Genomic DNA, 13,125 nt, shown 5'->3' with positions numbered 1-13,125 from the left:
GGTTAATATCATACTTGATAGTTCATCAAGGCGCGTGCAGCCGTATCTTTAATGGCACCTAATGACCCCGGAAAATCTGGACTGGCCGCCACCTGTAACAAATCCGACCCGAAAGCCAACAGATGTCGAGTCAACCAAGTCGCATCATAGGCATCCAACTGTACCCACATCGCATTATTGGCTCGGTGATAAACGGTGGCTTCCACAACCTGTTCGGCAACATGCAGGGCTTCGGCGCGAACCTTTAGGTACACGGGGCGCGGCGGCTTGTCGCTGCGGCGTGGCAAATCGGACGGGAAAGTACCCGGCAAAACCGTCAAATCCGACATTCTTTCCAACCAGTAGGTGCGCCACTTATGGGAGCGTTTTTTAGGGTTAAAAGCCTCTAGCTCCACCCGGGAACGCACTGCCCGTAACTCGGTGGGATACACATCAGCTCGACTGTGCTTATTGTGGGTATCGACATAGGTAAATGTTACGGGGTGACGTTGTTTGATGGCCTGATCCAGGGTTTGCATCGTGGCTTCCAGCTGGCGGCTTAGCTGGTCAACCCCCAGGAGCTCCAGATTCGCCGTCTCGTCTTGCAGATAACAACGCAAGACCTTCAGTTCCACGTGGGTTATGTCGTGGCGTCGAGTCGGTAGATAACGTGAGAGCGCCTCGAGACTCAAAATCAGGGGGATGCATTCCGCCGATGGTAGTCCGAAGGCCGTCACCCACTCCGGTACTGGTTGGGTGCTGATAGTCAAGGTTCCGTCGTCGCTCTCGTCCACCCTCAAGTTTTCGTCCATATCGTATTCCCCCGCCCCCCATTCATAGGCATTGTTTAGGGTGGCGGTTACTTCGGTAACTGGAATCTGGAATTCTTTGGCCACGGTTTCGGCGGTGATGGGCTGGTTTAGCTGTTGGTTTAGGTGGATGAAGCTGCAGATGGCTTGGAATCTGGTGCGCAGCAGCCCCGTATTGTCACGGTGTAACTTGGTGGATTTTACGTTCGGCGTGGAATTTTCGGGTTTCAGTTGGTTACGCCGGGGTTTAGGGATTTCGGTCACGTTTTGTGCCAGGTGTCTCGCGGCCGCAATCACGTCTTGACGCAAGGCTTCGGGACTGACGACCACGACTTTATCCAGGAATTCCAAGGCCCAGGTGTACCAGCGATAGCGTTGGGCGTTTTTGACTTGATAGAGTTCCCAGCCGGGTGGTATTGGGTGGTTTAGGGGCGCGGATTCATGAGGGGCTTGCTTTAGCGGCGTGGCTTTTTGCCGCAGTTCCAGGGCTTCCTTGGGTGCTATTGCTAAAACCAGGGGTTCTTCGAGGCAATAGTCGAGGCAGGGATCAGGAATAGTCAGCGGGATACAGTATTGTCCCGAGGGGGTGGGGTTTGCCCCCGCTTCATGAGGTGCTGGCTGGAGTTCAACCTCACTTTGGAATCGTGCCAGGTGATAGACCACTGGGGTGTTGTGCTTTGGAGATTTGCCTTGCACATAAAAGAATCCGCGTCGGAAATACAGTTTCCAGGGCTCGAAATCTTGGGGATGACTGATTTCGCCGCGCCGATTTTTATACTCGAATGAAACCCGGCGGCGTTCCAGAATAGCTTGATACATTTGCTGGGCGGCCAGGGGGATTCGCACCATCGGGTCGAAATCTATAGTGATTCGGGATCCAGCCTGGGTTAGCCCGTGGATTTTTTCGCGCAGAATCTGGTGTTTACCGTCTAGGAATTTCAGGGCGGCATCCAGCCACGCGCTTTCTTGAGGGGTGAAAAGGACTCGGGTTTGGCGCAGTTGGGTGGGGTTCAAGCGATAGAGATTTTCTTTCCCCGGGGTGGGTTGGATTTCAATGATTTCCCCATCAGCGTTCAAATCTGCAATGTCTTTGTCAAGCAGCGACTTAGCTGTTTGCCACTGGGGGGTTTCGTTTCCTTCCGCCTCGGCAAAACGACGTACCTGCCAAGCTTCTAAGCCGTAATACCGGTTCTTTACCAGTAAGTCCCGCGCCGTTTGCAACCGTGAACTTGAGGACAACGCGGCCAGCAACACAATTTGGCGGCGCAACGCGGCAGCGGTGGTGTTGCGGTCGTCGGCGGTAGTGTCGGTAACAGGCGGGGAATCCGAAATCTCGCTTTGCTCCATACATTGATTATAGGAAGCTTTTTGGGATATAAATGGGTATTGTGATGCTGCGTAAGGCTCGGGTTTTAGAGGTTAAGTATGCCGCTGCGCATCAGCTGTTGGTTTGCGAGGTAACCGAGGCTCCCCCGCCGTCCGATGCCGCTCCCGCCGCGTGTTTCCAGGTGGGAGATACCTGTCAGGCGGTGTGCTACCCCGATTTGGTTGGGGCTGCGCAGCCGGGGGATTTGGTACAGATTGAGGTTTCTCCGCTGGTTAAAAACCTCGGTACCGGCGGCGCGGCCATGGTGATTGCCAATGAAACCCGTCTGCCTCTCGATGATTTGCCTTCGGTGGGGCACTTGGTGAAGGCGCGTTACACCCCGCATCAAAAACTGGTGTTGGGGACAGATGAACCCGATAGCCCTTATCACGAGGTGTTGCAGTCGGCTGATAGTCTGCGGGGATTGCCCGTGTTGGTGGCGGATTTGCACTCTGCCCTGCCTGCGGTTGTAGCCGGGTTTTTACAGGTCTACCCCCAGGGGCGCATCGGATATATTCAAAGCGACGGCGGGGCGCTGCCTTTGGCGTATTCTCGCACGGTGGGTGCCTTGCAAGACCGGGGACTCCTGGCCGCTACAATCACCTGTGGCCAGTGTTTCGGGGGGGATTTCGAAGCGGTGAGCCTGCCGTCAGCCATGTTCATTGCGGATTTGGTGGCGGAGTTGGACGCGGTGGTGGTCAGTCAAGGGCCGGGGAACCTCGGCACGGATACTCGCTGGGGCTTTTCGGGGATTGCCAGTTCCGAAGCGCTGCGTATTGCTGCTGCCTTGCAGGGCACACCCATAGCGGTGTTGCGCATGTCGAGCGGGGATGCTCGCCCGCGGCATTTTGGGATTTCCCATCACACGGTGACGGCTTTGACTTGGATGGATTTGCCGCCGGTGGCGGTGCCGGTACCGGTGTTTTCAAAGGACTCCCCACGGGAGGCTGCTTTGGCTGACCCCCAAGGCAGTTTTGCACCTTTGGTATCGTCGCAGCTGAAGCTGCTGGCCGAGCACCACCGGATAATCGAGGTTTCCACTGCGGGTCTCTACCAGGTGCTGCAGGATTTTCCAGTACCGCTTTCCACCATGTCCCGTGGTTTGGCTGAGGATCCGGCTTCTTTCCTGGCGGCGGCTTGTGCCGGAGTCTATGCGGCGCAAGCCACCGCTCACCTCATGAAGTCGGATTCAACGGAAGTTAGGCACCCGGCCACACGAACTTCTTTACCTGCTGGTCGTCAAGATTCTTGAGGTTAATTTTGTCGCTCAAGGCACCGATTTTATCCAGCAAAGTGACCATGTCACGGAACTTTTGCGGGTTGACCAGGGACTGTGCCCCGGGGTTTTTCGGGTCAAAGTGGTCAAGTTTAATCAGCTCATTAGTCGCTTCCGTGACGTGGCGAGCCGCTGCGATGGCCTGGTCGTTGGTCAGGGTTTGGTCGTATTTCTTGGTGGCCGCAAGTGCTGTTTCAGGGTCGGCGGTAATCTTGTGGATGGCTTTGGCCATGCCGTTTACGGTAGCCTGGCAGACTTCGGGTTCATGAGTCGCAAATTCTTGAGTGGTCACCACTACCGCTCCCACCAGCGGGGTTTCCGAGGGCAGCGTCAAGGTGGTTACGCCCACCCCCGCTAACTGGAAACGTACCAGGTCATTATTGGAAAAACCTACCACCGCGTCAACTTTCCCGGTGGTCAACTGGGTTTGCTGGGTGTAACCGATTTCTGCAACCTTCACGTCATCGAGGCTCAGACCCGCCGCGTGCAAGCCAGCTTGGAATCCGAACCAGTTGGAGCCATAGCGACCTGGCAAACCCACGGTTTTACCTTTCAAATCCTGCCAAGTCTTGATACCGGAATCATGACGGGCAATAACCACCACCGGATAGCGCTGGTAGAGAACCCCGATAATACTCAAAGGCATCCCCTGGGAAATGGCTTGAGTGGCTTCATCGCCGAAGGCGACAACCATATCTTCCTTGCCACTCATGAGCGCGTTAAACAAACCTTCGTCGGCACCGTGGTGACGCAGTGCTATCGATTGTGCGCTGTTTGTATCCGCTTCGCCTTTCCAGGAAAAGAGATTTTCGTCTTTAGCCACATAGAAGGGGGCGAACTGGACATTCGGCAGATAGGTTAAGCCAATCGTGACCGGGCGGCCTTCTTGGTTACCGGCGGCAGTTTTGCCAGAAGCCGGGCTGGTGCTCGACGAACCTTCCCCTCCGTTGATGCCGCAACCAGTCAAGGCTAGCCCTGCCAGGGTGAAGCCAATAATCAACTTGGAAATGTGTTTGAACATGGTCTTACCTTTCCTTTATTTACACCGTGGTATTTACACCGTGTTGATGGATTTACTACGACGCTCCAGTTGGTAAACCCCCAGATAGATGGCGGTCGCCAGGGTACAGATAGTGAAGAGGCTGACGAACATTCCCGCCGTGTCCACATTGTGGGATTGCAAGGTTATCAAGGTTCCCATGCCGTGTCCCCCAATCACAATTTCCCCCACTACTGCGCCGGTTATCGACAGCGTGATGCCGTTGCGGATTCCTCCCATCAGGCTTGGCAGCACGAGGGGCAGCTCCATGTGTCGCAGCAGCTGCCACGTATTTGCCCCGTCGAGTTTCGCGGCTTCTAGCACTTCCACCGGCAGGTGTCGCAAACCGACGGTGGTGGAAACCAGAATCGGAAAGAACACCATAATGGCACAAAGCACTACTATCGCCAGCCAGGAAGCCGGCAACCAAATCAACAGCAGGGGTGCCAGTGCCACTGCCGGGATAGCCTGGGAGGCTCCCAGAAATGGTTGCACCGCCGCATTGAGCCAGTGAAAGTGGTGAATCGCAAAGGCTAAGGGCACGCTGAACAAGAGGCCTAACAGGGTTCCAGCCAAGGCCGAAACCAGGGTGTTTCCCAGATATGGCCAAAAATTCGGGGTCGCGAATAGTTCACCGGCCGCACGAAACACCGCTGTCGGAGTGGGCAGGATAAAGGCGGGAATCCGCCCTCCTGCCGTGGTGGCAAACCAGGCTCCCAACAGTATTAACCCGAAAACAGCGGGTGCCACAATGTCATTAGCGGTGAACGCGCGCGCGGGGTGTCGCCGCGTACGGTTTTCACTTGACCAAGACATTCTTACCCACCTCGGATTGCGTCCGTGACAGCCTGGGGTAAGAACAACAACCCGTCAACGGTACGCCAGGCGCACCACACGGGCTAAGGCTCTTCCCATCCGGACTTTTACCGTCGGTGCTGGAATTTCACCAGCTCAACCCTCGCCATTGGGCGAGCGCTCGCGGACTTTCACCACCGGTGCTGATTTACACAGCCCCCAGAGCAAGACCAGTATATCACTGAGGGTGACCTATTTTATCTTCCCCGGATTCCTGGGCTCACTTGGTTCCAGAACCTCGGCTAAATACTGACCGGTGAAAGATTGCGGTACCTGCGCCACTTGTTCCGGGGTGCCAGCGGCCACCAACAGTCCCCCGCCTTCCCCGCCTTCCGGGCCAAGGTCTATAACCCAATCAGCGCATTTGATGACATCCAGATTATGTTCAATCACAATCACCGTGTTGCCCTTTTCCACCAGGCCTTGCAGCACGGCCATCAGTTTGCGAATATCCTCTAGATGTAAGCCCGTGGTAGGTTCATCCAACACGTACACTGCTCGCCCATTGGTGCGTTTGTGTAACTCTGAAGCCAGTTTCACGCGCTGTGCCTCGCCCCCGGATAGTGTTGTGGCACTTTGCCCGAGCTTCACATATCCCAATCCCACCGAGGTCAGGGTGTTTAGATAACGCGACACCGCCGGCAGGGCAGTAAAAAAATCCGCTGCCTCGCTGATGGGCATGTCCAAGACATCACACACATTCTTGCCGTTGTAGTGTACTTCCAAGGTTTCACTGTTATAGCGTGCTCCCTGGCACACCTCGCAAGGTACGTACACATCCGGCAGGAAGTTCATTTCTATTTTGAGGGTACCGTCCCCATGGCAGGCTTCGCAGCGTCCGCCCTTGACGTTGAAGGAAAACCGCCCCGGTCCGTAGCCACGCATTTTCGCTTCCGGGGTTGAAGCAAAAAGTTTACGGATGTGATCCCACACGCCGGTGTAAGTCGCCGGGTTGGAACGCGGAGTACGCCCAATCGGAGACTGGTCAACGTGAATGACTTTATCCAAGAATTCCAGGCCTTCCACACGTTTGTGTCGGCCGGGTACGGTGCGAGCGTGGTTTAGGTCTCGCGCCAGGGTCTGGTACAACACTGAGTTTACCAAGGTGGATTTTCCCGATCCTGAAATTCCGGTCACGGCCGTGAGCAGTCCTAGCGGGAAAGACACCGTCAAGTCTTGCAGATTGTTTTCCCGCGCTCCCACCACGGTCAGCTGGCGGTTTTTATCGGGTTTACGGCGATGGCGTGGAACCTCGATACGTTTGCGGCCACTCAAGTAGTCGGCTGTCAACGAGGCTTTGCACGGTAACAGCTTTTTAACCGGTCCCGAATAGATAATCTCGCCGCCGTGTTCCCCGGCAGCCGGCCCGATATCCACTATCCAGTCGGCGGCGCGAATCGTGTCTTCGTCATGTTCCACCACTATCAGGGTGTTGCCCAGGTCACGCAAGCCCTTCAAAGTGTTGATTAAACGCTGGTTATCGCGTTGATGCAGCCCAATCGAAGGCTCATCAAGGACATAGAGTACCCCAACCAAGCCAGAACCAATCTGGGTAGCCAGGCGAATCCGCTGGGCTTCACCACCGGAAAGAGTACCGGCGGAGCGAGACAAAGTCAGATAGTTTAATCCCACATCCACCAAGAAATCCAGTCGTGCCGCGACTTCTTGCAAAATCGGTGCGGCGATGGTTTTCGCCATTCCGTCCAGTTTGAGGTCACGCAAGTAGGCTCTGGCACGACTAATGGACAGGTCACAGAGTTCCGCGATGTTCAGTTTCCCCACCCGCACTGCCAATACTTCAGGTTTCAAACGCGCGCCCTGACAGGTGGGACAAGGCACATCGCGCATGTAACCGATGTACCTGGCCTTGGTGGTATCTGAATCGCTTTCGTCGTATTTGCGTTGGATGTATTGCGCGGCTCCTTCGAAACCGGTAGCGTAAGTCCGTTCGCGCCCCCAGCGGTTGCGGTATCGTACCTTGACCTTGTAGTTCTTACCCCACATCAAGTAATCCTGAATCTCGGGAGGCAAGTCACGCCACGGGGTATCCAAATCGAAGCCGACCTCGTCCCCTAAGGATTCCAAGATTCTTTGCATGGTGTCTCTGGAAACTTTCCACGGACTTACCGCGCCTTCACGTAAAGTCAAATCCGGGTCGGGAACCACCAGCTCCGGGTCAATAACCAGGCGTGAACCAATCCCGGAACAATCCGGGCATGCCCCATAGGGGGCATTGAAAGAGAAAGTACGCGGCTCAATCTCTTCCAAAGCCAGGTGGTGATTATTTGGGCAGGCGCGTTTCTCAGAGAAGCGCCGGTATTTCTCGGGGTCATCCGTTTTCCGATCCACGAAATCCACTAGCACCAAGCCCTCGGCCAGGCGCAGTGCGGTTTCCACCGAATCCGCCACCCGGGAACGTCCCCCCTCACGAATCACCACTCGGTCAATGGATACGGAAATATCGTGTTTTAGTTGTTTTTCCAGCGTCGGGGGTTGTTCCAAACGGTGGGTTTCCCCATCAACCCTAATTCGTGAAAAACCCGAAGCCGCAAGTTCGCGAAACAGCTCGGAATATTCGCCTTTACGTCCCCGCACCACAGGTGCCAGAATCTCGAGTCGGGTTCCGTCGGTCTGACTCATTAGCCAGTTGATAACCTGTTCGGCACTTTGGGCTTGAATCCGCTCACCGCATGTCGGACAGTGCGGTACCCCGGCTCGCGCAAACAACAGGCGCAAATAGTCGTAAATCTCGGTGATGGTACCGACGGTGGAACGGGGATTGTGCGAAGTGGATTTTTGGTCAATCGATACCGCCGGGGAAAGTCCCTCGATGAAATCAACTACCGGCTTGTCCATACGTCCCAAGAATTGGCGGGCATACGACGACAGGGACTCTACATAGCGTCGCTGGCCTTCCGCAAAAATCGTGTCAAAAGCCAGCGAGGATTTGCCTGATCCAGACAGGCCGGTAAACACAATCAGGGAATCGCGGGGCAAAGCCACGTCGACATTTTTCAGGTTGTGTTCGCGCGCCCCATGGACAAATATCTGATCTTTCACCAGTCCAGCTTAATCTAATCCCAGGTCGGGTCACGATTCAGGCTTCGCGAGGCGACCGGGTTAGCACCTCATGAAACCGCATTACCCCGCACTTGCCAAGCCACGGTATCACTGATAACCGTCCTGCCGCCAATCACCAGCGAGGCTTGGCGCCGTGTCAAAGTGCCCAGGCTGTTCGCAGAATCTGGTGGTAAAGCCCCTGGCGTGGTTAACAGCAGTCGGGAGTTACGCCGCGCCGCCAGGGGTGCCGCCGCGAGCCCATCGGGGAAATCAGCACCGCTGACCACCAGGGCGCTGGTGGTGTTGGGGTTCAGATTTGCGGCCAGCAGGGCGGCGGTCTGGTAGCGGTTTGCCCCCACGATACCAGCTGCGGGGATTCCCCCGGGACGCGAACTGTTCCACGCCAGATAGGCCGGCCCGCCGACAGCGAAAATTTGGGGTTTAGCGCCGGCTCGGGCGGCTATGAAGTCAGCGGTTTCCTTGGGCATAGCCGTTCCGGCGCTCAACACTACCACTCCGTGGAGGTTCGCGGCGCTTGCTCCGGCGCTCAAGGCATCGGGGAAGTTAAGCCCGTCTGCCACCAGAATCGGGTTTTGGAACCGTCCTTGCAGATTCCACTTCGCGATGGCTGTGTTGGCCACTATCGTGGCGGTTTGATAGCGATTCGCTCCGGCCAGTTGGATAATTTTTACGCCGCGCCCCACTAACATGCTTTGGATATTTGGGTTGAAATTCAAGCCACCACCCACTAGATAGACCTGTTTTATGCCGCGATTGAGGATTTCAGCGGCGATTTCTGTTTCAATGGTGGGGGCGACAGAGAGCACTAGTGGGGCGTTTAGCGCGGCTGCGAGGGGGCCGGCGGCCAGGGCGTCGGGGGCGTGTTTTCCGGTGGCGATTACCACGGAGTCGGTGATGAAACCGCCTAGGTTCCACACGGCCAAAGAGGTTTGTACGCGGTTTGTCCCGGCGATACGGTTGGGCGCGGCTCGATGCGCAGCCTTGGTGGGGGCGGCGGGTTGGTTTGGTGCCGAGGGCTTGGGCGCGGCTGGTTGGCTTGCCGGTTGGGGTTTAGCGGGTTTTTTGGCGGGGGTAATTCCCAGGTTCACGAGGAGCCATTCGGAAAATCGGGGTGTAGGCACGAATTTGAAGTCTTCCTTGGCAAATGTTTCATAAGGCGTGTAAACCGCCGCCGTCAGGATGCCCAGGAGCTTGTTATTAGCGATGAGCGGCCCGCCGGAGTCTCCGACAACACTCTTGGTGCCGTCCAGGGAGCGCGCGAAAAGATGCTTGTCACTGCCGGTGCCTAGGATTTTCAGGGTGGTTTGGGTCAAAACGTTGGCTCCCCCGAATCCAAAGAATTCGGCGGTGGTGCCAGGAACCGGCAGGGAATCCTCGATGTCGAGAGTCGGGGTGTTCAAGTTTTGATTGAGTTTCAGTAAGGCCACGTCGAAATGGGGGTGTTTCACTACGGAGGTAATCCGATAGGGATAGCGGTAGGAGGGGCCGGGGCCTATGTCTATGTAGGCTTCGCTGAGTACTGGGGATTCCACGCAGTGTCGGGCGGTTAATACCCATTGTGGTGCCACCATAGAGCCGGTGCAGTGAGTGAAACCCCGGTCGCGCGAATCCATCACGGCCACTTGCGCTATCCATGGGGCGGCGGCTCGGTCAGCCTGCGAAGGTGGGTCAAGCGCCAACGCGGTGCCGTTAGACATACCGAGCGTAATCACACCCAGAGTCATGCTTAACAGGCACGCAAGCAAGTTTTTTCTGGTCACAGCTAGATTTTATCGACAATTCGGGGGGTTTAATTAATTCGGGGGGGTTTAATTAATTAGTCTCTGGTGGTGGGGTTTGATTGGTGGGAGTGTCGTCGGCGGGGTTGCCGTAGTTTTTCTTGTTGCGACGGTGGGAAGCTGTCAGTGAGATGACGGCGGTTAGCGCTAGAGTGGACACGATGAATCCCAGCGAGAATGGAATGGTTGGTTCCGGCAGGAAATCCAGGGGTTTGCCACCGTTAATAAAGATAATCTCGTTGGTGGACAGGGCGTGAAGCAGCAGTTTGACCCCGATGAAACCAAGGATGGCGGCCAGGCCGAAGTGCAGGAAAATCAGGCGTTGCATCAGGCCTTCTATTAGGAAGTACAGCTGGCGTAACCCCATCAAGGCAAAGGCATTGGCGGCGAATACAATGAAGGCTTCGTTGGTCAACCCAAAAATCGCGGGAATGGAATCCACCGCGAACATCACATCGGCCGAACCCACCGCAATAACCACCAACAGTAACGGGGTGATGAACAGTTTCCCGTCGACGCGCTGCAGGTATTTGTGTCCCACAAAGCCGGGGGTTACTTTCAGGAAACGCCGCACGAAACACACAAACCCGTTTTCTTGATATTCCGCGTTTTCTTCGGCTTCAGGATGCATCCCTTCCTGGACTTGCTGCCAGGCTGTGAACAGTAAAAATACCCCGAAGATATAGAAAATCCACGAAAAATTCTCTATTAGAGCAGCACCCAGCAGGATGAATATCAGTCGGAAAACCAGTGCCAGGGTGATGCCCACCGCGATGACTTTTTGGTGCAGGGGGCGCGGCACGCTGAACCCGGACAGGACGATGACAAAGACGAACAAATTATCCAGGGACAGTGACCATTCGGTAACCCATCCGGCGATATATTCGGTTCCTAAATTCCACCCCAAGGTTAGGCCAATCACTAGGCCAGCACTCAGGGCAATCGAGATATAGATACCGGTCCAGATGGCAGATTCTTTCAAGGATGGATAGTGATCCTTGCGAACGTGCCCCAAAAAATCGAAAACCAGGATGCCAATGACGACGACAATCAGGATAACCCAAGCGAGAGGAGGTACATGCATAACTAGGTTAGACTACCAGACTTTGCTGGGTATCCATAGATTCCCCATGTTTTCTAAAGATTCTGGTATTGAAATACCCAAGCACCTCAAATATTGTTAAAATGAAAACTGACCAAACATTAAATTTTGACTACTAATGCGGGTAACTGGACGCTGGTGTTCCTAAAATCCGCTGATGGAAGGGATAATAAATATATGATTTCGACCATATCAATCGTCCCCGCTGTCCTCGATGTGATGTCTGGCCCCCAAGGTGTAGCCATCGCCATGATTGTCTATTTTACTGCGATGATTATGATTGGGCTGTGGGCGTATACCCGTACCTCTACCATGGACGACTATATGTTGGGGGGACGCGAACTTAATCCGCTGGTGGCCGCGCTTTCGGCGGGAGCCGCTGACATGTCCGGATGGCTCCTCATGGGTCTGCCCGGTGTCTTGTACGCTGCCGGTCTGGTGCAATCCTGGATTGCTATCGGTTTGACCGCCGGAGCATATATCAACTGGTGGATTGTGGCACCTCGGCTGCGTACCTATACCGAAGTGTCAAAGAACTCCATCACCGTACCGTCCTTCCTGTCCAACCGGTTGCGCGACAAGAGCAACGCCATTCGAGTGGCAGCGGGCATAATCTTCCTGGTGTTCTTTACTCTCTACGTGGCGTCCGGCCTGGTTTCTGGCGGAAAGTTCTTTGATTCTTCCTTTGGGATTCCCTATGAAACCGGCATGGTGATTGTGGCCGCTATTGTGGTGCTCTATACCCTAGTGGGTGGCTTTTTAGCGGTGTCATGGACCGACACGGTACAGGGCTTTATGATGGTGATTGCCCTGGTTGCGGTGCCGATTACCGGTTTGATTGCCGCCGGGGGGCTTGGCCAGGTGGCTGTGGACGTGGCCGCGAAAGGTGTGGAAACTAATCAAGAGATGCTATCTTTGGTGTTCAACGTCGACCCGCGTGACATTGTTACCGGTTTAGCTTGGGGGCTGGGCTACTTCGGAATGCCCCATATCATTGTGCGTTTCATGGCTTTGAAAACCCCCCAGCAAGCCACCCAGGCACGTCGCATCTGGGCTATCTGGATGGTGCTGTCCCTATTTGGTGCTATCGGCACCGCGATAGTAGGGATTTCCTTGGTGCGCCAAAAGATTATCAACATGGATGGCGCGGATAATGAAACCATCTTCCTGGTAACGGGACACACCCTGTTCCCCTCGATTTTCGCGGGATTCATGCTGGCGGCTATTCTCGCAGCCATTATGTCCACGATCTCCTCGCAGCTGCTGGTGACTTCCTCGGCCGTGGTGGAAGACATCTATAACTCGTTTTCCAAGGAAAATGTGAAAAACGTTTCTTTGGGAATCACCATTGGTGATCGCACCGTGACTCAATCCAACCTGGGGGTGACCATGGGGCGCGTAGTGGTGCTATTCGTCACCTTGGTAGGTGTGGCTTTAGCCTGGAATGCCAAAGAATCCACCAGTCTGATTTCCTCTTCCATCTTGATAATTGTGTCCTTTGCTTGGGCCGGTTTCGGTGCTTCTTTCGGGCCAATCATTATTTTGTCGCTGTGGTGGCGCAAACTGACTGCCCCCGGTGCCCTCTGGGGCATGATTTCGGGGGCAGTAACAGTGGTGGTGTGGCACTATTTGTTGAACAACGGCGAGTTCTCGGTGATTGCTAACACCAAGATTTACGAAATTCTGCCGGGCTTTGTGGTCTGTTGGCTGGTAGCCTATGCAGTGTCTATGGTTACCTACAAACCGAACCCGGAAATTGAAGCTGAGTTCGACCTGGCCGTTAAAATGGCAAAATCTAAAGACTACGAGCCGGTTGTCCCGGCAGAAAGCAACTAGATAA

8 protein-coding genes and 1 riboswitch are annotated in these 13,125 nt (G+C 55.1%); of the genes, 2 read left to right on the top strand and 6 right to left on the bottom strand.

The window, feature by feature from the left end:
* Positions 1-8: 8 nt before the first annotated feature.
* Positions 9-2,135, bottom strand: coding sequence for a helix-turn-helix transcriptional regulator (locus tag HMPREF0577_RS03785; protein ID WP_004012358.1), 2,127 nt, complete (start codon positions 2,133-2,135; stop codon positions 9-11).
* A 32-nt stretch (positions 2,136-2,167) separates the two neighbouring features.
* On the opposite strand from HMPREF0577_RS03785, the gene HMPREF0577_RS03780 reads away from it, so the two are divergent.
* Positions 2,168-3,406 carry a DUF3866 family protein gene (locus HMPREF0577_RS03780; RefSeq protein ID WP_004012357.1) on the top strand — a complete coding sequence of 413 codons (1,239 nt, stop codon included), beginning with the start codon at positions 2,168-2,170 and terminating at the stop codon, positions 3,404-3,406.
* On the opposite strand, the gene HMPREF0577_RS03775 is transcribed toward HMPREF0577_RS03780, so the two are convergent.
* The 5 genes from HMPREF0577_RS03775 to HMPREF0577_RS03755 form a co-directional block, all read right to left on the bottom strand.
* A complete protein-coding gene (locus tag HMPREF0577_RS03775; protein WP_004012356.1) occupies positions 3,354-4,451 on the bottom strand; it encodes an ABC transporter substrate-binding protein in 1,098 nt (365 codons plus the stop codon). The two genes, HMPREF0577_RS03780 and HMPREF0577_RS03775, sit on opposite strands and share 53 nt — an antisense overlap.
* A gap of 33 nt (positions 4,452-4,484) precedes the next feature.
* Positions 4,485-5,285 (bottom strand): ABC transporter permease, encoded by an 801-nt coding sequence (locus HMPREF0577_RS03770; RefSeq protein WP_004012355.1) that lies wholly within the window; start codon positions 5,283-5,285, stop codon positions 4,485-4,487.
* Between the two features lie 83 nt (positions 5,286-5,368).
* A riboswitch (FMN riboswitch) is annotated at positions 5,369-5,495 on the bottom strand.
* Between the two features lie 21 nt (positions 5,496-5,516).
* Positions 5,517-8,384, bottom strand: a complete 2,868-nt coding sequence (gene uvrA / locus HMPREF0577_RS03765; RefSeq protein WP_004012354.1) for an excinuclease ABC subunit UvrA — start codon at positions 8,382-8,384, stop codon at positions 5,517-5,519.
* A 68-nt stretch (positions 8,385-8,452) separates the two neighbouring features.
* Positions 8,453-10,165, bottom strand: coding sequence for a cell wall-binding repeat-containing protein (locus tag HMPREF0577_RS03760; protein ID WP_248613674.1), 1,713 nt, complete (start codon positions 10,163-10,165; stop codon positions 8,453-8,455).
* 52 nt (positions 10,166-10,217) lie between these two features.
* On the bottom strand, positions 10,218-11,267 hold the full coding sequence (locus tag HMPREF0577_RS03755) for a TerC/Alx family metal homeostasis membrane protein (protein WP_004012352.1): 1,050 nt from the start codon (positions 11,265-11,267) through the stop codon (positions 10,218-10,220).
* A 126-nt stretch (positions 11,268-11,393) separates the two neighbouring features.
* Between HMPREF0577_RS03755 and putP the strand changes: the two genes are divergently transcribed.
* The gene (gene putP, locus HMPREF0577_RS03750) at positions 11,394-13,121 is read left to right on the top strand and encodes a sodium/proline symporter PutP (protein ID WP_036342263.1); all 1,728 of its coding nucleotides are present in this window, start codon (positions 11,394-11,396) and stop codon (positions 13,119-13,121) included.
* Positions 13,122-13,125: the final 4 nt, after the last annotated feature.

Source organism: Mobiluncus mulieris ATCC 35243 (assembly GCF_000160615.1).
In the GTDB taxonomy this organism is placed as follows: Bacteria; Actinomycetota; Actinomycetes; order Actinomycetales; family Actinomycetaceae; genus Mobiluncus; species Mobiluncus mulieris.
Note: the sequence above shows the minus strand (reverse complement) of the source record. Positions and strands in the feature narration are given on the sequence as shown.

Coding starts and splice junctions, on each gene's coding strand:
- HMPREF0577_RS03785 (WP_004012358.1), bottom strand. CDS start 2,135: ATGGAGCAAAGCGAGATTTCGGATTCCCCGCCTGTTACCGACACTACC.
- HMPREF0577_RS03755 (WP_004012352.1), bottom strand. CDS start 11,267: ATGCATGTACCTCCTCTCGCTTGGGTTATCCTGATTGTCGTCGTCATT.
- HMPREF0577_RS03770 (WP_004012355.1), bottom strand. CDS start 5,285: ATGTCTTGGTCAAGTGAAAACCGTACGCGGCGACACCCCGCGCGCGCG.
- HMPREF0577_RS03780 (WP_004012357.1), top strand. CDS start 2,168: ATGGGTATTGTGATGCTGCGTAAGGCTCGGGTTTTAGAGGTTAAGTAT.
- HMPREF0577_RS03775 (WP_004012356.1), bottom strand. CDS start 4,451: ATGTTCAAACACATTTCCAAGTTGATTATTGGCTTCACCCTGGCAGGG.